Raw genomic sequence first — 18,715 nt, 5'->3', positions numbered from 1 at the left:
CGCAGACCGCTGTGATATCGCGCGCGCCTGCGCGCCCGGATCGAGGCGCACGGGGACCCGCGCCGGCAGGTGCGGGGAGAGGGCCGACCCGGAGCGCAGCGCAGGGACGATCCGGCTGGGCACAGTGCGTTACGCGGGGACTTTCTCCGCCGCAGCCGCTTCAGCAGCTACCTCCGCGCTGGCCTGCAACTCCACTTTTTTCTCATTTTCGCGCTCAGCGATGAAAGCGTCACCGCGTTTCTTGAGCGTGTGCTGCAAATCGTCGTCCGTCCTGAACTGATCGAGTGCCCATAGCAGCGCGCCGGTCAGCGTGCCGCGATCCACCGGAAAATTAGTCATCGAGACAATGCCACCTAGTTCAATCAGTTCGCGCGTGCGGGCCTTGCGTTGATCCTCGCGCCGTGCGCTCAGCATGCGGGCCGCTTCGGCCTTCATCGCGTCGGCCTTCTGGTTAATCTTTTCAAGCCTGACCAGCTTGTCTAACTGGCGGGACTCCTGCGCGGTCGGATTCGGAATTGCGGCCAGTTCGACCAGCAACGATTGGGTGGCGGTGGGCGACTTCAAACTCTTGATGTACTGGACGTGTTCCGTGAGCCATTCGGCCTTTGCCATCATTTCTCTCCTGGATCAAATTCACGTTGCATCGGGCGACAGCGCAGACCGACCATCGACCCCTTTCTGCCAAGCCATTTCAGATTATGAAAACCGCAAAAGCGAGCCAGCAAGGAGGCGCCACCCGGCAGTATCTGGCGAGCAAAGCGAGTCAAAGCGCGCTTCCGCGTTTCTATGCTAGCATAGAAACAGCTTATGATAAGACGAAAGCCAGACCGCCAATGCCAACGTACCACCTGAGCGTAAAAGCAGGCAGGAAGGCCGCCGCAGGGGAGCACGCAAAGTACATTGCGCGGGAGGATCACTATGCCTACATTTCCCGCGGTGGGAAGTTCGAGGAACGCGGCGACCTTAAGATGACCGAGAGCGGCAACATGCCGGCGTGGGCCGCGCACGATGCCAGCATTTTCTGGCAGGCAGCGGACACGTACGAGCGAGCAAACGGTCGCCCGTACACGGAGATCGAGGTTTCGATTCCGCGCGAACTGGACGATGAACAGCGCGTCGCACTCGTGCGTGAGTTCGTGGAAAACACCCTCGGCGAGCGGCACGCGTACACCTGGGCGATCCACAATCCGGCGGCAAGCGATGGACTGGAACAGCCGCATGCGCACATCATGTTCACCGAACGCGTGAACGACGGCATTTCGCGTGATCCGGCGCAATACTTCAGGCGCTGGAATGCGCAGGAACCCGAAAAAGGCGGTGCCGGAAAGGACCGCTACCTCACCAGCCGACAGTTTGTTCGCGACGTGCGGGAAGAATGGGCCGTCACGGCCAATCACTTCATGGCACGGGCGGGCATCGAGGCCCGCATCGACCATCGCAGTTACCGGACGCTGGGTATCGAGCTGGAGCCGTCCGTTAAAGTGGGCGTCGCGCGCTACGCGGGCGAGCGTGGCGTGATGGCCAGTGTGCTGAAAGAGAATCGCCAGCGCGCTTACCGCAATGGCCAGCGGCTGCTCATCAATCCCGCGATCGGCGTCGCCGCGCTGACGATCAATCAGTCCATCTTCTCGCGACGCGACGTCGAGCAGTTCGTGTTTCGCAATACCGATGGTGCCGAACAGTTCCGGCAGGTTTACGCACGCCTGATGAATTCGAAGGAACTGCTGGCGCTCAAGGATTCCGGCCGCCAGGGCGAGTGGTTCACGTCGGCAGATCTGCGTGCAATCGAGGTCCGGCTGGTCGAGCGTGCGCGTTCCATGAGTCGCGCCGGCGACGCGGCAACGGGCGACGCCGCGATTCGCAAAATGCTACGGGCGACCCGGAAGTTCAATGCGGGACAGGACGCGGCTTTTGTGGCGCTCGCCGGCAGCGGCCAGCTCGTGGTGGTGAATGGTGCGGCGGGTACCGGCAAAAGCTATGTGCTCGCCGCGGCACGCGAAGCCCTCGAGACGGACGGACTGCGCGTGATCGGCGCGGCCCTGCAGGGCAAGACGGCCGACGACATGCAGCGCGACGCCGGCATCGCAAGCCGGACGCTGCACAGTCTGCTTTCTGGCATAGAACACGGCACGGTGACGCTGGATGCGAAAACGGTTCTGGTGATCGACGAAGCCGGGATGGTTGGCTCGCGGCAGATGGAAAAACTGCTTGGCCACGCGCAGGCGGCCGGTGCGCGCGTGCGGCTGGTGGGCGATGCGTGGCAGCTGCATGCGGTCGACGCGGGCGATGCTTTTCGCGCCGTGTCGCGCGAAGCGGCCGCCGCAAACCGGCTCGAAAGCCTGACCGAGATCAAGCGGCAGGACGAGGCCTGGCAGCGCGAAGCAACGTCGGCGCTGGCCCGGCACGATGTGCAAACGGCCGTATCTGCGTATGCGGAACACGGTGGCGTGCAGCTGTATGCCACCGTCGCCGACGCGCGAGAGCAGCTGATCGAGCAATGGCAGGATGATCGCTGGGCAAGCCCCGGCAAAACCCAGCTGATGCTGACGCATACCAACGAAGAGCGCTGCGCGCTGAATGCGCGCGTGCGCGAATTGCGGCGGGCCACTGGCGAGCTGGGCGCCGAACAGACCGTGCGAACCGAGGAGCGGCACATCGCGATCGCCGCCGGCGAGCGGATCATGTTCCTGCAGAACGAATACGTAATGCAGGTCAAGAACGGGACGCTGGGCACGGTCGAGCAGATCGAGGTGCTGCCGGATAGGCACGCGGCAGGCATCGTGCTGCATGTGCGCCTCGATGACGGCCGGCGACTCGCGGTCGACACGGCGCAGTACGGCCATTTCGATCACGGCTACGCGCTCACAGTCCACAAGAGCCAGGGAGTGACGATCGATCGCGCCTACGTGCTGGCCACGAAGAGCATGCACGCGGAACTGGCCTACGTCGCGATGACCCGACACAAGGAAAATCTGATTGTGGCGGCCGGCCGAGACGAGTTTGCGGACGGCGCAGCGCTGATGCGCAGCCTGTCGCGCGCCGACGAAAAATCGTTCAGTGCGCAGCATGAGCTGCAGGCGGAACGTGATCGCCGTCCCGAACTGGGCTACCGGCACACGCTGAACCAGCGACGCGCGGAATTCTCCAATGCGCCGCGGCCGCAACGGGCCGAAAAGACCCTCGATCGTACAGTCGAGCAGTATGCCGATGCCCTCTCCGCTGCGGCGGCCGCAAACCGGGCAGGCAAGCCGGTGCCGGCGAAGGATCGTGCGGCGCTGAAGCGGGCGAGTGTTGGACTGAACCGACTCGATCCGGGAATGCGCCGCGAGATCCGCCACGTAGTCGAGCGGGATGACCGCGCCTGGCGCGCGCTCGTTGAACTCAGCGGCGCCGCGCGAGCGGCAGCGCTTGTCCACGAAGTAGCGCAGGCCCGGGCGCAACGCGCTGGCATCGACGCGGCAGCTGCCGGACACCCGCAACCGCCGACGCCAGCCACCGCATCTCGGCGTTTCGCCGACCTGACGCCAGAAGAACGTCAGGAACGGCGCAACGAGTTCAAGGCTCAACTGCGCGAAGCGGCTGGCCAGGCGGTCGAACGGGATAAGCCGCCGCGTGAGCGCACAGCATCGCGCGGACGCGGTGGGCCGGAAATCGGTGATTGATCCGGTTATCCAGGGGATTAGTCAACGTTAAATAAACCAACTGATTTTCACTCAGCCTTATGCTTAGGCGAACGCCCCCTGTCTCGGAATGGCGCTGTTTTACAGCTCGCACTTAATCAGGCGCGGGCTTTTGTATTGCGTTTTTCAGCGTAAAAATACCCCAAACAGGGTGCTGCCAAGATTCGGGCCTTTTCGTACGCCGAGCGTTCAGGGGTGCGTTTCGAACGTCGCTGACCGACCCTTCAGCGACATCCGTGATCCTGAACTCGTCGCCTCAAAGCGGTCAGTCGGACCCGTGCGGAGCCACCCGAAGGGGGCTCCGCAGGAGGAACACATAGGCAGACGACCGTTTGGTCGATTGAGCGTGAGCATCCAGCCGTCGCACTTTGACGCCGGCGATCAGTCGCTCGGAGGCTTGATCTCGTCGGTAGCCTCACCCGTGTCATAGAACATCCCTACGACAGATGTTTGTGGAGGAAGGCGGCGACGTTCTTTACCGCATAGTCGATCTGCGCCGGTTGATCGTAATAATCGAAATGGGTGCCGTCCCCCCACGCCAATTCCTTCACTGCCCCCAGAAGCGAGTAGAACTTCTTGGCCTGCTCAGGGAAGGCGCATCCGTCGGAGTGAACCATGATCGTCGGAACGTTGATGGCCGGCGCCTTGCTCACCGGATCGAAATCCAACCAGGGCCCGTGCGACATCACGGCGAACTCGTTCTTCCACTCTGGAACGCCGCCGCGCGCCTTGTTGAAGTAGTAGTCGTAGTTTCCCTTCGGGTTGTAATTCAGGGCGCTCGGATCATCCACGCTGTAGGTCGGCACCATCACCTGCTCTCCGCTCTGCTCGAATCTCAGCTTCGCCTCCGCTCCCGCCGCGCGACGCCGGTCAATTTCCGCCGTGCCGACAAGACGTTCGTTTAACTCGGGGTCTGGCAGGAATGCAGCGACGGTCGCAAACGCCTTGACGCGCGCATCGTCAGCGACGAGGTAGGCGCCGTTTCCGCCTGATGTGCACACTCCGACCATCCCGACAGCCTTCGTATAAGGCAAGGCAGTTAGATACGAGACGGCGGCTTTCAGATCGCTCAATTTGGCGGCGGGAGACTCCAATTGCCGAGGCTGCCCTTCGCTTTCGCCATAGTGACTGTAATCGATCACAAGCGCCACGAACCCGTTCTCCGCGAGCTTGCGCCCGTAAGCGCCCGCCATCTGCTCTTTAACCGAACTGAGAGAGCCCGTCACGACGACCGCCGGGTAACGGCCGCTCTCGTTGTTGAAGTTCTCGGGCTCGAACAGGTTTCCCGCCAGCGTCAAGCCATCTCGCTTGAAACTCACTTTACGCATCATCATGCTTCCTTCCAAGTTGTGTGGATTCCGTCCGGCCAGCGACGCGCAGCCCGCGACAAGTCCGGCGCCGCCTAGGGCCACGACCGCGAGAAAATCGCGTCGGGTTGGTTCATTCATCTTCGTTCCTTCTTGAGTTGGGCCGAAGGACGGCGGGGCGCTCGTTAGAAATCAGCCCGTCGCGATGGCGCGCCAGAATGCCGAGAAGCCGTCGGCGCAAGCGGTCTTGGCGAGCTTGGGCTCCGCGGCGATCGAATCGATAGTGGCCTCGGCCATCGCAACCATCAGCGCGCCGACGAATGCCGACGGCTGCTTGCGCAGCGCCCCCTGCGACCTGGCCTTCATCAACAGGCCGCTGACGACCTGGAAGCTTTCCGCGACCGACTCCCGCGTTGCGGGGCTGATTCGGTCGGAGACTTGGAGCTTCGTCATCGCCTGGCGCTGCGCTGGATGCGCCAGCCCCCAGCTCACGTAGGCGGACCAAAACTGCCAAAGACTTTCGCGCAGATCCTTCGAGCCCGGCAGGTCCGAATAAGCCAGTCGCAGCTGGCCTTTGAGGTCCAGATACAGCTGGTTGGCCAGTTCATCCTTGTTCTCAAAGTAGATGAAGATGGTCCCCTCGGCGACGCCGGCTGCCCTCGCGATGCGAGCTGTGGAGGCGGACAGTCCCTCCGCTGCGATCAGCCGGGTGGCCGCCTCGAGGATCGCTTGGCGCTTGTCTGCACTGAGAGGGCGGGCCATGAAGAACAATGAGTGAGTGAACGCTCATTATATGGAACGGAGCACATTCGTCAACCGACCGATTGCCGACAGGGTTGTCAGTCAGTTGCCGGGGAGTCGACAGTCGCCAAGGGCAGCTGATGGCCGAACCCGATCCGACATCGAACAGCCGGCGTGGTCTGGCCGAGCGCTGCCTCATCAGCCATCATGCCATGGGTAGTGAAAAGAGACTGTGATAAAGAACCGACAGTTAGATCTTGAGCTTCCCGACACTTATTCGATTGTCCATTGCAGCCTCTGTGGATAACGCCGCGGACCGAGCTGAAATTTGCCTTGCAGTCGACGCTGAGCATGCACGAATCCGCCGGTCACGGCCTGGATGGCGCGGGGCCGCCACGAATCGCAGTAGTTGGGCGAGCCACTGCCTCGCGATACGCGATGGCTCTGGTGAGTTTGGAACATGGTAGAGACTAGCTGGGTGGAGGCGCGAGCTGCTGACGAGCGAGCCGGAAACAGGCCTCGTGGTCCAGCGAAGGATCAACCTCCTTGAGCTGGCCGGCGCGGATCTGGACCTGGCGCTCGAACTCGAATTCGGCGTCGACGCCCATGCCACCGGACGATCGGGGCCGTGAGCGACAGGCACGGTCTGTTACACCGTTTTTTATGCCGGTCAACCAGAGTTGGCCACGGGCGTGCTCGCGCGCGTCGCGTGTATCGCGCCAGTGTTGCTTCGAGTCGGCGGCCGCCCGCCTCTGCTGACGCAACGCCGCTTTGCTACGCTCGTGCCGCAGCCATTTCGCGAGCCCAAAGGCACCGAAGAGCGCCGGCGGCACGAACCTGATCGCAGCTAGTCCTCTGTAGTCACCGTCCTCGCTGCGCTGGCAGCGAGGACGCACCGACGTCAGCCCTGCCTTCTGAAGGTCGCGCATTGCACGCTCCGCGCGCCGCTGATCAAGTCCAGCCTGCCCGGCAAGAAACGGCAGCGTCAGATTCTGCATGCCGTTGTCCGTCGACGGAACACCCACGCGCATGGTCAACAGATCGAGGTATTTGAGGCTCGCGCGCAGCAACTGCACGCACGCGACGCTGCGTTCAGTGCGTTGCTGGCGTGTCGAACCGTTCGCGCGGTTCAGGCTCGGCAACCACTCGTCGGGCGCATCGAGATAGCGCCCGAGGCGGTGCATCAGTTCGGTCAGCACGCGCGGGTGTCCGCCCACCCCGGTTCGGGGCGGGTTCGGCAACCCAGGCGGGAGTGCCGCGACGCGACGTGCGTGCAACCGACCGGACATACCGGAGCAAGTGCGGGATTAACGTGGCATCACGAACACGAAGGAAGAAACGGCTTTCGCCTGCATGGCCCTGTCTGCCAGGGCCGCGGAGATATTGCGGATGGAGCGGGTACGGGCTGTCTGGCCCGGTTGACAAGTCGTCGATTCATGCGGTCACCCATTTTTTGCGATCGGACGCCCACGGACGACGCTTGACACAGAGCGAAGAGTTGCTAAAATCGATTTCAATTCGCTGAATTCGATGTCTCTGGCACTTCTGTGCTGGCTGTCATCAAGAACTACCCTCGCTGCCAGGCGGGGGTTTTTCTTTTGCAGGTTCGGTTTTGTCGTGTGCTACGCAGTCCTGCTGAACAGAAATAGAAATCTTCCGACCGAAGCGGCTCATGACTTTTGTTTGCGACAAAAACGGTAAGCCGGCTCAGTAGCCCTCACCTCACCATGCAGACTCCTGCGCCGCTGATGATGCGGAAGCAACCGCCGCAGCTGCATTGACTTCGTCCAACGTATTGCCGGCGCGCGTCGATGGTTTTGCCGCACGGGCCAACGTCGGTGCTGGCAACTCTGGCATCTCCTCACCCGCACGCCAGATCCACGACGGCATGTCGCTTTCCTCGATCAAGCTCGACAGCGCATCCTCGTCTTCCTGTTCAACACCCGGCGGCTGCACATACAGCGCAACCGGCTTCGGCAACACGTCGGCAAGCACCGCGCACGCGAGCGGCTTGTTCGCGGCCAGGTTGTATCGAAGGCCCTTTACGAAGCGGCGCTTGTGCGCCGTGAGCGCATCGAGCATCAGCTTGTCGTAAGCATGCTCGAATGGAATCCATCTGGAAGACACGACCATGACGGCCAGCGTCTCGATCGAGGCGATCCCGGTCGGGTTCAGGCCGAACGTTGCAATGAACACGAGGTGCGAATCCTCAATGCTGTCCCACAGTGCCAGTTCATTCGCAAACCGCTTCTGGAGCCGCCGATGCAGATCCTCGCTCAGCATGAATGGAAAGTCTGGAAGGTGTTTGACGACGATCTTGAAGCCATAGCGCGACTCCGCAATCTCCTTCACTTCTCCGATCGCGATCATCAGCTTGTGGGCTTTCTTGCTGGTTGCCAACTCGGCCATGTGCGCGATGCGACGCTGCGTAACGCTTGCCGCGTGTTCCAACGAGAACGACTCGGGCACATACAGTAACCGCCCCAGCGGCTCCCCCTTTGACACCTTGCCGGCTGCGGCCTGCAGAAGAAATTTGCGCACGACGTACCAGCTGCGCTTGCCCTCCATCGCCGGATACCAGCGATTCAGGCCAGCTTCTTCCCACAGGTAGTGCAAGGTGCCGCGCAGCGTCAGTTTTGCACCGTCTGTACGTACCGTATCGGCCGCGGCGCCTGATGGAGCTGGAGCTGCCCTACCCCCGGCTTTCGAGAGGCTGAAATCGAGCTTGAGTGTGGTGATGCCATCCTCGATGTTCTCCTGAATAGCCTCACCTTTCACCTCGCCCAGCCCGGACAGTTCCGCTGGCGGTTCGTATGACACACAGTCCGGCGCATGTGCGCCTCCCGTGTTCGGCATACGCTTGATCACATGGTGTTCGCCGACTTTTGCGACATACATCGGGACACCTACCGGCGTACACATGCACAGAGGCCGAATCTTCTCGCCGTGCGCGTCGGCCAGGTACGTCTGCAGGTCATCGGCATTAGCCGCGACGATTACATCGTCAAATCGATACTCATGCATGATGCTCTCCACGTGTCAGACCCGCCCCATATTCACTTCCCGAATACCTTTGTAGTCGCGCAGCGCGATTGAGCGCGTTACGCATCTGTTCCGCGTTGACCATGCCCGGCAGACAGCACCGAGGGTTGCTCGAATCGCTCGTCAGGATGACGACCGTCCCCACGTTAAACACGCGCTGCCACCACGGATGAAGCGAGATCACATCCTGAATGCGGAACAGCTCGAGGCTCGAAACCTTCCTGGTCAGAATTCCCTGTCGGCAGGTAATCCGCTCCATGTCGTTCACGATTTCCGTGGGCGCCGTTTCGACGAATACAAGCGCGAGCCGCGCCAGGCAAAGCAGAAAAAAGGCGATAACTACGGCGGGAGATACCGGCCACCTCGGCACCACCCATGAAAAGACGACGGCCAGCCCACCGATCGCGACGCTGGTGCCAAACAGGTCCGGCATGTTGATAACGTGCGACGGCGCGCCGTGAAAAATCACGGTTGGCTGGGCAGATGCCGACATGAGGTTGGTCGTGCGCCCGGTCATAATTTAGTGGCGCCGCTAATGATTGCTGCAGTGCCGCCATCCTCCGGCGCAGGCGCTGGATTGACCGGTGCGGAGACCGCGGCCGACAGCTGAGCTTCGCGCAGCGGCGCCTCGATGTAGGCAGGCACGCGCACCGGATAGTCGCGCGCACCGAACCTGATTTTCGCGAGCGGCCAGTCCTTGCCGTATTTCAGATAACCGTTCAGGTCGGGCAGATTCGAGAGTTGCGACGACGTGACGACGAGCTCCGGATCGCGCTTGCGCTCACGTGTGTTGATACGCCACTGGCCCTGCACGCCGATCGGGTGGCGCTCCACTTCGTGCCAGCCGATCATCTCCGCCACATTTTTGGTTGTCAGTGCGTTGGCCCCTCCCAACGCAAGCAGACTGCGAAAACACGAGAGTGTTGCTTTCGCAGGTAGATCTCCCAATTGCTGATGCAACTGAATCAGATCCTGCAGATCCCCCACGACACACAAGCCATGCTTGCGCCCCTTCGATACCGCAGCCTCGAAACTGTAGAGGCGCCCAAGGGATGCCAGTTCGTTCTTGAACACCCACAGCCGCCGGTCGAACGTCGGCGCCTCACTCAGAATCATCGCGTAGATCAGGTCGAGCCAGACGGGGATCGTCGGGCCCAGAGCCGTACGCTGATCTTCCCGCCACGTAATCCAGATGTTCCCTCCGTTCTCGTCGCCCATCCAGCGCCGGATCGAGAAATCGCCATCAGGAATGCGACGCAGCGGCCGGATGTACTTGTTCACAGTAAAGATGATGCTGGCCGTCGCCCTATCCGCATCCTTCGCGAAGAAGCCCACCGAATCCGTATCTTCAAGGTACTTTTGCAACACTGGGCGCTGCTCGCGCACCAGCAAATCAGTAAGCGTCACCATGTCACGCATGTCGTCGCCGGCGAGCTTGTTCATCGTGTCCGCGAGTAGCGCGCGTGCATAGCCTGCCCACTCTTCGGCCTGATCGCCGTTCTGCGGTGGAATCGCCGAATGTGCGAGGCGTTCGAAGTCGAATCCGTGATCGACCTCGTTGAACAGCGACCAGCCGACGCACCGGGCGTCGTACGGGTTGATCACGATGTCGCCTGGCAAATAGAAGCGCGCCATGAGCGACCCATTAGGATCGACCACCACCATGCGGTCATCGCGGCGCAGTGCCGATGCGATCAATCCATTTATCGCCTGACTCTTGCCGGAGCCTGGCGCGCCCACGACTATCAGGTTCTGCGTTTCGAGGTCCGTCGGCATCTCGACGCCACAAACGGCGACTGGCGCGCGCGGCGCATCGCCGTGCTTCACGGCCTGTTTGCGGTACTGATTGTTATGGCGCGCGATGCGGCGGCTCAGCTGGTGCCGGTTTTCCATCTTCGTGCCACGGATAAACCTGGCATACCGGTAGCCTTCGAAGCCATTGAACAGGTATTCGTGGCATGCCCATGCCGCACCCACGGCAAGCGCCGCACCCGGCACCGCGCCCCAGAAAAGCAAGGGATCATGCACGGCCGCCATGAAGCCGTGAATGATCCCCGCAGGAAACGGCAGCGGCGGATACCCTGCCAAAGTGAAGGACACGCAAAGGCCAAGAACGAGCGCGAGCGCCGCGCCCGCCCACTGCATCATCACGATTTCGTGCTTTTGCATGTTTAGCCGATCCCGTGCCCTTCACGTTGCTTTCCCGGCCTGACGGCCTCCCTGGCCCGCTCCGAGACTGCCTGCTTGCCATCGCGCGTAAAGCCGGCCGACTCGCGCAGGTTCCCGAAGAACTCGGCTCGACGCTCAAGCTTTTCATGCGCATTCAGCTCCGCAAATTTCTTTCGTGGTCCGGCCTCTGCTCGCACGACGCTGGCACCTTCCACCTGCTGTGTCTTGCCCGCATCAGCCGACTTGCCGGCATCTGGAGCGCCCCGGTCGGCAGCATCCTTCGTTTTGTTACGACCAAGTTTCTTGAAACGCGCAACCCCGTCGACGGATTTCTTTGCCTCCGGTGTCTGGCCGCTGTTCTCAACTGCCGCAGCTGACGGCGTTCGCTTGCCGTTTTCCATTTCGATAACATTGGACTTTTGCGTGGCCGGTTTCTCCGCGGCCTTCTCTGCTACCTTCTCGACCGGCCCCATGCTCTTCCCGCTGCCGCGCGAGAAGAACGCATTGCGCGCAGCTTCGATCGCGGCCTTGTCAGGTGTCCCTGCTGCAGGCGCCCTGCCCGCGTTGGCTTCCCTCATTTCGCGCAGCATTTCAAGTGTGGCTTTGGCCTGTTCCGCACTGACCCCCGAGGTCTTCGCGACCGTATCGACAGTCGCCGCAAATTTAGCCGGATCTTTCAAGGTCTCCAGCGACGTATCAATACTGACGCTCTCTTTCGCGCCCGCTGCCACAGCCTTGCCCGCCGCTACTTCGACCGTGCGGTCTGCGGTCTTCTGCGCGGCCTGCTCCGCAACGGGCTGCGCCGCGGTCTTCTCCGGCCCCTCGATCGCACGGCGCACCTGCGCCCGTAATGCCTGCTCCTGTGCATCGAGCTTGATCTCGGCAAGCTCCAGCTCACGATTGCGGGCTTCCAGCGATTTCGCCCAGCCATCGAGCGTCTTGGGGTAGGTGTGCGTGGCGCCCTTGTCGTCGACCCGCGCCTGCGCTTTCGCGAACATGTCGGCTACTTCCTGCCGACTCCACTCACGCTGCACATTCAGATCCTTGTTCGCGTGCAGGATCTCGGCGGTCTTCTTCGCGTCGATCAACGCCAGCTTGTTCAGACCCGACAGAAGCGACGCCCGATCGGTAATCTGCTCGGCCCGCTGTGCCTGCTCGACTTCTTTTTCTGCTAACGCCTGCTCAAGCGCACCCCGCATCGCGGCCGTGTCGATCAGTTCACCCTCTTTCAGGCCGAAGCGTGTCTTGAGCGCCTTGGCATCGGTCGCGAGCTGCTTGTCTTCACGGCGCTGCTGGTCCTCGCGCTCGACTGCCTGCGCGACTGCGTGAGGCTCCCTTTTAAGCCAGTCCTGCCGGTATGCGAGATTCTTCTGGCGGGCCTCGAGACTCGCGCGACGCTGCGCGAGCGCCTGTTCCTGCTCCGCAAGCTGTTGCTGACGCTCCTTGTCACTAAACCGCAATACGGTGTCTTCAAACATAAAAACCTCCGTCAGTTCGACGCCTGCCCGGACCAGGGGCGCCCTTGGTTAAACCGGCTTTGCCAGTGCTGCTGATACGCCTGCGCGACGACCGGCACATGCCACATCACCACAGCGTTTTCGCTGTTGTACCTGGCCGCCGACGTCGTGTAATTGAAGCTGCCCGTCTCGACCGATTCACCGTCGATCACCATGAATTTGTCGTGATGGATCGGATACACGTCGATCGTCCGGACACCGACGCCCGCACCCGACAGAAGATCGAGCGCGATCCGGCCTTTGCCGCTGCGATCCTCGACCAGGTTGCTCTTCCGATCGGCAACCACCGCCACGTCAACGCCGCGCCGATGCGCGTCGATCAGCGCCTGCACGATCGCCGGCGACGTAAAGCTGTACGCCGACAAGTGCACTGAATGCCGGGCCGTACAGATGGCTTTGAGAACCAGCCGCTCGGCAGAACCTTCCGGCGAAAAGCCCGTATCGATTGCGGGACCGTCAGGGGCTACGCATGCCGCTTGAACACTGCTCGGGTAGGTCAGAAGGGGGAAGGCAAGAACCGCCAGGACCGACGTGACGGCTGCAGATCTGAGAGGACGATAGAGCCTGCTCATCCTCGCCCTCACCGACCCTGACCCGATAACTCGACGTGCTTCGCGACGGCGACGTCAACACTAGAAAAATTTCCTTGGGTCTCGCCACCGTGCCAGAGAATGTGTCTGGGCTTACCCTGAATAATGCAGCTAGCAATTCGCCATCCGGTCGGATGAACCAGTTCATACGGACCAACCCGTGTCCAACCATTCGCTGCCGCGTAAGTCATCCCCGCCACCCTGTTAGTAATGAATTCGTGTCTGAAACTGGCCCGCCTCGTACACGTCGACCGCTTTCGGCGATTGCGGCTGTTGCCAGACGACGTGGTCATACACAGTGACGGTGACTGGATCGCCGTCGTATCCGCCACCGTCCCGCCCGTTTCGCGAGCTCACAGCTAACGCATCGCCAGAGGGATCGCCATACACCTGATACGCACCGACCGGGCTGCCCACACAGGCCTGCGGCCCGTAATACGCGTAACCGCTATTGAGATCCGCCACGGAAGGCCTCGGCGTTCCGACCAGTGCGAAACCACTCATGCCGCTGTACGGACGGGCTCCGGCCTTGCGTTGTCCTTCGGCCACCCAGGCGCCGGCCACCGCAGCTGTCGTTCCAGCAGGGCACGGATCGTAAGGCGTGTTGTTCTGGCGGACCGTCATGTCGGAGTCTTTACATTGCGGCCAGCCGCGCCCGTGGCGGAGATCGTCCATCAAATGATCCATCGCCGGCCCGCAGGTAGACGGCGCCCACGGCCCGCCATTCGATGAGGGGTTGCCCAGACAGATCACAATGCGGCATCCGTAGTCGTCATCGGCACGGGCCATACCGGCGTGACCGCCAGCAGCGAGCACCGACATGACCAGCATCAGCCTGATTCCGTTTTTCATCGCCATACCCCACCCCCTTCCAAAGTAAGCGCCCTGCGTCTGCCCCTCATGTATCGCCAGGCACTCCACGTATTGCGCACGGCCAGACCCAACAGACAGAACGGTGACGCAGCCTCCGCACCCAGCCACATCAAGGCAAGCACGGGCGGCAGCACGATCCAGCCGCCGCTCTCCCGCACCAGCCGGGCTACCAGATAAAAGGACATAGGGAACATGAGCGCCGCGAACTGCGCTCCGGCCCCAGGCTGGTGATGCCACCATTGCGACGCCGCCACGCCCGCCGTGACGGCATAGACGTCCAGCACCAGGGCGGCAGCAAGCATGCGAAATTGGTTACTGGTCATCGACGGCTCCAGACGCCTTTACTGCCTTGCGCGAATCGCTATCGTGGCCATTGACCTGACCGTCTTCGTCGTTGTCCCCATAGGTCGTGAACCAGTCGTCTTTGGCCGCAGACTTTGCGGCGCGCTCCGGCCGTGCCACCGCGCGTCGTGTGGGTCCACCTGCAGGACGAACGTCCGGAACAACCTCGATCGGCTGCGCCCCCTGCACACCGGACGCCGGGACGGCAGCCGCCACCTTTTGCGCGTATGCGGCACCCCGCGTCAGATCGCCGCTGTAATAGCAGGAGAGCGCCGCACGTACCGCGTCATCAGCCTGCGCAAATTGCGGTTTCGCACGGGCGTAGCACGCTTTAAGAATCGCGGCACCGGTCTTGAGGTTCGTGCAGGGCTCGAAAATGCTCTCTGTGGTCTGTCCGTAACGGGCCAGATTGTGTACGTTGACCTGCACCAGTCCCATGCTGTAATTCCAGCCGCCGGCCTCGAGCGCCTTGACGGTGGCCAGCGCTTCCGGAAGGTTCTTTGGCTGTCGCGCAAGATGGCCACCGACGACGCCGATCGCAAACGGATTGCCGCTGCTCTCGACCGTCGCCACGCGCCCCAACAGCACGTGATGAACATCAGGGGCACACTCCTGAGCCAGCGAATCAAAGGACGCTGCCACCGGTGGGGAAGCGACCTGCATATCCTCTTGTGACGCTTGAGCGGACAGCAGCATCACACCCAGCGCCAGAAGCACGACGAGCGATTTAATGGGAGACATAGAGCACCTTGCCGATTCCCCGCACCCCATCGTCATAGCGATGCATCTGCACCACGACATCGATGAGACTGCGGGCATAGTCGATAATCTCGGCACGCTGCAAGGTCGAGCCGAAGCGCATGACCATCTGCGCTAGGCGTTCGAACATGTGTTCGGGGCTGGTTGCGTGCAGCGTCGTCATCCAGCCGCCGTGCCCGGAATTGAGCATTTCGAGCGCGACGTATGCTTCAGCGCCACGCAGTTCGCCCGGAATCACGCGATCAGGCGACAGGCGCAACGACGCTTCCATCAGTTCAACTGGCGTCACATTCGCCGTGCCCTGATTACCCCGCGAATACAGCAGGTTCACCGTATTGGCCTGCGGCGGCCGCAGCTCGCGCGCGTCTTCAATCGTCACGATCCGCTCATCCGGCGAGATCTCTTTCAGGAGCATGTTGATGAACTCCGTCTTACCCGCAAAAGTCGGTGCACTCACAACGATGTTCTTTTTCGCCTTGACGGCGAGCCGCAGGAAGGCTGGCCAGTTGCCGTCGCGGTATAGCATCGCCAGCTTCCTGCCCGTGTCTTCCGCATCGGGCAATGGTTCATTGACTCGCCTGAAGGCACCGCTTTCCTCGTAGTACTGCATCGTCAGATCAAGCGTTGACGGTTTGCGGATCGCAATCGCGATCGTGCCGGGCGGCACCGCTGGGGGTTGGACAACCTGAATACGGAAATCGCGATTCCCCGGCCCCGTCAGTTCCGAGGGGATCGAGGCCGCGAGAAGCGGGCGCTTCGCATCCGTCTCCTGGTCGGAGTGATGCGCCACCAGCTCGGCAAAGTCCCGCAACGTGCTTTCGGTCAATACTGGCGTATCCACCCGCTCCATGAAACGCATGCCCTTCCGGCCGGCCCATACGACACCCGGACCATTCACCGCGATCTCCGAGACATCAGCGTCATCAAAGAGCGGCCGGATGGACTCGGTCCGGTTGAAGAATGCCGGCACGATCGACATGTCAGTGCCCCCGGATGCGTTCAGCGCGGGCCACCGCACCGGCCTGTTGCACGGCTGGCCGATCGAGGCACACCTGCGCATCGAAACACTGGCGGGCAACGGCCTTAAGCTTTGCCTGCACAAGCATCAGGTGCCGTCCGTCATCCCGGGCGAAGTCCCTGAATATCTGTGCCTGCAACGCGTCGGCGACCGCGTCGTCCAGCTGGCGACGCAGTTCGCCTGCCGCGACTTCGCGTTGAACGCGCGAGATATTCGTTGTCATCAATCCCCCTCGCCATCCGGCTTGCAGTAGTCGGAGAAGTCCAGTTCGTGCTCGACCTGAATGCGCACGCGCGTGCCCTGGTCGTTTTTGAGCGTCGGCGGGATGTTGACGTAGCTGCCCAGCAGCTGCTGCGAAGACTGAGCCATCGACGACTGGACGTTCTCGCGGTACATCGCAGATGAGTTATTGCGGTCCGAGGACGACACCCCGTAATTCGATGCGCCCGCGCCAAGGATTGCCAGGGCCGCGCTCATGCCGAGGATCTGGCCAACGTGGTTATCAACGTCAGCGTCGATGCCCGCCGATCCGAGCTGATCGGCAACCGGTGAGTCGACAGGGATCTTTACGCCATCCGGACGCAAGGCGACGGCGCTTGCAATGAAGGTTCGCTCCTGCCCCTTGCGCACAGACGAATTCGGTTTGCCTGTAATGCGTGTGCCCCATGGCAGCAGCGGAATCCGGCCCTTCTCCCCATAAGCATCCCGATCCAGCATGATCGTGATTGAGCCAGGCAGATCGGAGATAATGCGTGGCAGCAAGTGGCCCTCAAGGATGGCCCCCGGCTCCATCTTGCATTGCAGGTTGTCGATCTTTTGCGCCTTGAACGTCGAATCGTCGGCGTTCGCAACACTACGCGCGAAGGCCGAATTCGGATCATTCGGGCCGTCGCCGCCAGAACGACGGCCGAGGCCTGCCTCACCCTGCTGAGCATCAGCGGAAGCGGCGCCTGCATCGTCCGAACCATCGCCCCCCGTGTCTGAACCAAACAGACCCGACTTCATCCTCGCCTCGTGCATTGCCTCGGCTTTTCTGCGTGCCTGCTCAGCTGCTGCGGCCGCTTGACGTTGACGCTCCGCAGCCCGTCGCACTTCGTCCGGATCAACGCCCGAGCTTGCCGCTGGTGCCGACGCAACTGCCGCCATCGACGCCGGAAGTTTCTGCCGGCCAGCGTCGAGCGGCGCGGCCTTCGTCGTGTCTTCGTCGATCTTCGGCTTGTCGGAACTACTCGATGGCGCCGGCGCGTCATGCTTCATCGCGTAGAAACCACCGGCACACAACAAGAACAGAATCGCGCCGGCGACCGTGAAAAAGGTCTGACGCCGGCCGCGGGCAGGATCGGCCGCGAGCGACGTCTGCCGCAGCGCATCAGCTGCGCGCCGGCGCTCATTCAGGCTGTCGCCTGCATCGCCCGGCTCGCCCCCTGGCTGCCCGCTGTCGCGAGGCAGATCATTCGGGTTATCAGGCGTATTCAATTTCCGCCTCCCCAGGGTGAACGCTGCGCCTGCGTCGCCGTACCCTGTTGCAACCGGATCACGCACAACGTGCGATCGCCATCGCGCAGGGTGAAGCGGTCAGCCATCTGTTCGACCACCAGATATGGCCCTTCCCTGCGCATGGGCGCAAGCGCCTCGGTGCCGTCGCGGTCCACTACGTAAATGCTCGGTTTGGGCTTGCCGATCGTGGTTAGAAAGTAAGTGAACTGTCCGTCGTCAAACACGCGCTGCAGCCCGAACGAAATTTCGTCACCCGACACCTGATAATTCCTGTTGACCATGCGGGGTTGCGAATACGACGCGTCAGAGACGCCGCCCGAATCGTCGCTCCATCCATCGTTGCCGTCAGCCGGATACAGGAAGCGCACCGCATAGGTCGCGCGTTCCGGATTCTTCGAACTGGACAGGCGGAAGTAATAGACGTGGTTGCTGGTCGTGACCGTCAGATTGGTTCTTGCATCAGGCTCGACCGGCTTGAGGACAAGATGATTGCGAAACTTCAGGACCTGCCAGCCGATTGAATCGCCGATCGCCTTGTTAAGGATCTTTTCCCCCGGCGCGAACTCGATCGTCGTCGCATAACCATAGACACCGGTGATTTCGTAGACCTGATTCGGATCGAACTGAAGCTGGCATACCCGGTTGTCCGTGATCACACAGCGCGGATTTTTGGCCGCTTGTGCGTTCACACCCATAACGGCGCACGCAATACCCACTGACCATGCCAGCATGCCGTGGCGACTCGTTTTCATGTCGTTCCCTCTCCTAGTTAGTACGCCGAGGGCGTCACGAAATGCACGATGTGCGCGGCCTGCAGCGCATCGTCAACAGACGCAATCTGTAGGTGGTAAGTGCCGCGCGTCGTCGTGACATTCAGCCCCATCTTCTCGCCCGGCCTGTCGGCCGTCACCTGCAGCGTGTCGCCCGTTCGTTGAACATGAAAAGCCGGTGCCGTGCTCTGCGCGATGGCCTTGATGTGTTCGTCGCGCGGAAAGTCAATCGCCAGCAAGGTCCTGTCAGCAACCGTCAGGTCGTAGATCTGATCAGGCATGTACGGCAGGCGCCGCACATTGCCTTCCGTACCCCGCAGGACAGGATCAGCAGCTGTTACTGCGTGAGCCACGGCCGACAGCGCCACTGCTACTGCCACTACCGTCAAGGCGCTCCTGACTGTTCGCAT

General features: G+C 61.8%; 18 protein-coding genes. 2 read left to right on the top strand and 16 right to left on the bottom strand.

Features of this window, described 5'->3' with window-relative positions:
* Window positions 1-129 precede the first annotated feature (129 nt).
* The gene (locus AB3X95_RS29170) at window positions 130-615 is read right to left on the bottom strand and encodes a conjugal transfer protein TraD (RefSeq protein ID WP_368623232.1); all 486 of its coding nucleotides are present in this window, start codon (window positions 613-615) and stop codon (window positions 130-132) included.
* Window positions 616-833: 218 nt separating this feature from the next.
* Between AB3X95_RS29170 and traA the strand changes: the two genes are divergently transcribed.
* Complete coding sequence (gene traA, locus AB3X95_RS29165; protein WP_368623231.1) at window positions 834-3,662, top strand: Ti-type conjugative transfer relaxase TraA; 2,829 nt, start codon at window positions 834-836, stop codon at window positions 3,660-3,662.
* Between the two features lie 455 nt (window positions 3,663-4,117).
* On the opposite strand, the gene AB3X95_RS29160 is transcribed toward traA, so the two are convergent.
* From AB3X95_RS29160 to virB11, 12 genes are all read right to left on the bottom strand, one after another.
* On the bottom strand, window positions 4,118-5,128 hold the full coding sequence (locus AB3X95_RS29160) for an alpha/beta hydrolase (protein ID WP_368593618.1): 1,011 nt from the start codon (window positions 5,126-5,128) through the stop codon (window positions 4,118-4,120).
* Window positions 5,129-5,179: 51 nt separating this feature from the next.
* Window positions 5,180-5,749, bottom strand: a complete 570-nt coding sequence (locus AB3X95_RS29155) for a TetR/AcrR family transcriptional regulator (RefSeq protein WP_368593645.1) — start codon at window positions 5,747-5,749, stop codon at window positions 5,180-5,182.
* Window positions 5,750-6,198: 449 nt separating this feature from the next.
* A complete protein-coding gene (locus AB3X95_RS29150) occupies window positions 6,199-6,927 on the bottom strand; it encodes a hypothetical protein (protein WP_368593617.1) in 729 nt (242 codons plus the stop codon).
* Window positions 6,928-7,450: 523 nt separating this feature from the next.
* On the bottom strand, window positions 7,451-8,752 hold the full coding sequence (locus tag AB3X95_RS29145; RefSeq protein ID WP_368593616.1) for a DUF1173 domain-containing protein: 1,302 nt from the start codon (window positions 8,750-8,752) through the stop codon (window positions 7,451-7,453).
* Entirely contained in the window at window positions 8,745-9,263 is a 519-nt protein-coding gene (locus tag AB3X95_RS29140) for a PH domain-containing protein (protein ID WP_368593615.1), read from the bottom strand. The genes AB3X95_RS29145 and AB3X95_RS29140 overlap by 8 nt, the downstream gene beginning before the upstream one ends.
* A 20-nt stretch (window positions 9,264-9,283) precedes the next feature.
* On the bottom strand, window positions 9,284-10,939 hold the full coding sequence (locus AB3X95_RS29135) for a type IV secretion system DNA-binding domain-containing protein (RefSeq protein ID WP_368623230.1): 1,656 nt from the start codon (window positions 10,937-10,939) through the stop codon (window positions 9,284-9,286).
* 2 nt (window positions 10,940-10,941) lie between these two features.
* Window positions 10,942-12,417, bottom strand: coding sequence for a hypothetical protein (locus tag AB3X95_RS29130; protein WP_368593613.1), 1,476 nt, complete (start codon window positions 12,415-12,417; stop codon window positions 10,942-10,944).
* Between the two features lie 11 nt (window positions 12,418-12,428).
* A complete protein-coding gene (locus tag AB3X95_RS29125) occupies window positions 12,429-13,028 on the bottom strand; it encodes a phospholipase D family protein (RefSeq protein ID WP_368593612.1) in 600 nt (199 codons plus the stop codon).
* Between the two features lie 222 nt (window positions 13,029-13,250).
* Window positions 13,251-13,904: a hypothetical protein gene (locus AB3X95_RS29120; RefSeq protein WP_368593611.1), complete on the bottom strand. Its 654-nt coding sequence runs from the start codon at window positions 13,902-13,904 to the stop codon at window positions 13,251-13,253.
* Window positions 13,895-14,242 (bottom strand): hypothetical protein, encoded by a 348-nt coding sequence (locus AB3X95_RS29115; protein ID WP_368593610.1) that lies wholly within the window; start codon window positions 14,240-14,242, stop codon window positions 13,895-13,897. Before AB3X95_RS29115 ends, AB3X95_RS29120 begins: the two co-directional genes overlap by 10 nt.
* Window positions 14,232-15,002 carry a lytic transglycosylase domain-containing protein gene (locus tag AB3X95_RS29110; RefSeq protein ID WP_368593609.1) on the bottom strand — a complete coding sequence of 257 codons (771 nt, stop codon included), beginning with the start codon at window positions 15,000-15,002 and terminating at the stop codon, window positions 14,232-14,234. Before AB3X95_RS29110 ends, AB3X95_RS29115 begins: the two co-directional genes overlap by 11 nt.
* Complete coding sequence (gene virB11, locus AB3X95_RS29105; RefSeq protein WP_368593608.1) at window positions 14,989-15,999, bottom strand: P-type DNA transfer ATPase VirB11; 1,011 nt, start codon at window positions 15,997-15,999, stop codon at window positions 14,989-14,991. Before virB11 ends, AB3X95_RS29110 begins: the two co-directional genes overlap by 14 nt.
* Between virB11 and AB3X95_RS29100 the strand changes: the two genes are divergently transcribed.
* Complete coding sequence (locus tag AB3X95_RS29100) at window positions 15,974-16,291, top strand: hypothetical protein (protein ID WP_368593607.1); 318 nt, start codon at window positions 15,974-15,976, stop codon at window positions 16,289-16,291. The genes virB11 and AB3X95_RS29100 overlap by 26 nt on opposite strands.
* Here the strand turns inward: AB3X95_RS29100 and AB3X95_RS29095 are convergent.
* The 3 genes from AB3X95_RS29095 to AB3X95_RS29085 are packed head-to-tail and all read right to left on the bottom strand — an operon-like array spanning window position 16,261 to window position 18,715.
* Window positions 16,261-17,514 carry a TrbI/VirB10 family protein gene (locus AB3X95_RS29095; protein WP_368593606.1) on the bottom strand — a complete coding sequence of 418 codons (1,254 nt, stop codon included), beginning with the start codon at window positions 17,512-17,514 and terminating at the stop codon, window positions 16,261-16,263. The two genes, AB3X95_RS29100 and AB3X95_RS29095, sit on opposite strands and share 31 nt — an antisense overlap.
* Complete coding sequence (locus AB3X95_RS29090) at window positions 17,511-18,287, bottom strand: TrbG/VirB9 family P-type conjugative transfer protein (protein WP_368593605.1); 777 nt, start codon at window positions 18,285-18,287, stop codon at window positions 17,511-17,513. Before AB3X95_RS29090 ends, AB3X95_RS29095 begins: the two co-directional genes overlap by 4 nt.
* A 17-nt stretch (window positions 18,288-18,304) precedes the next feature.
* Entirely contained in the window at window positions 18,305-18,715 is a 411-nt protein-coding gene (locus AB3X95_RS29085; RefSeq protein WP_368623229.1) for a TrbG/VirB9 family P-type conjugative transfer protein, read from the bottom strand.

This window comes from Paraburkholderia sp. BR13444 (assembly GCF_040948755.1).
GTDB classification, from domain to species: Bacteria; Pseudomonadota; Gammaproteobacteria; order Burkholderiales; family Burkholderiaceae; genus Paraburkholderia; species Paraburkholderia youngii.
The sequence above is the reverse complement of the archived record's forward strand: the minus strand, read 5'-3'. Positions and strand labels throughout refer to the sequence as shown.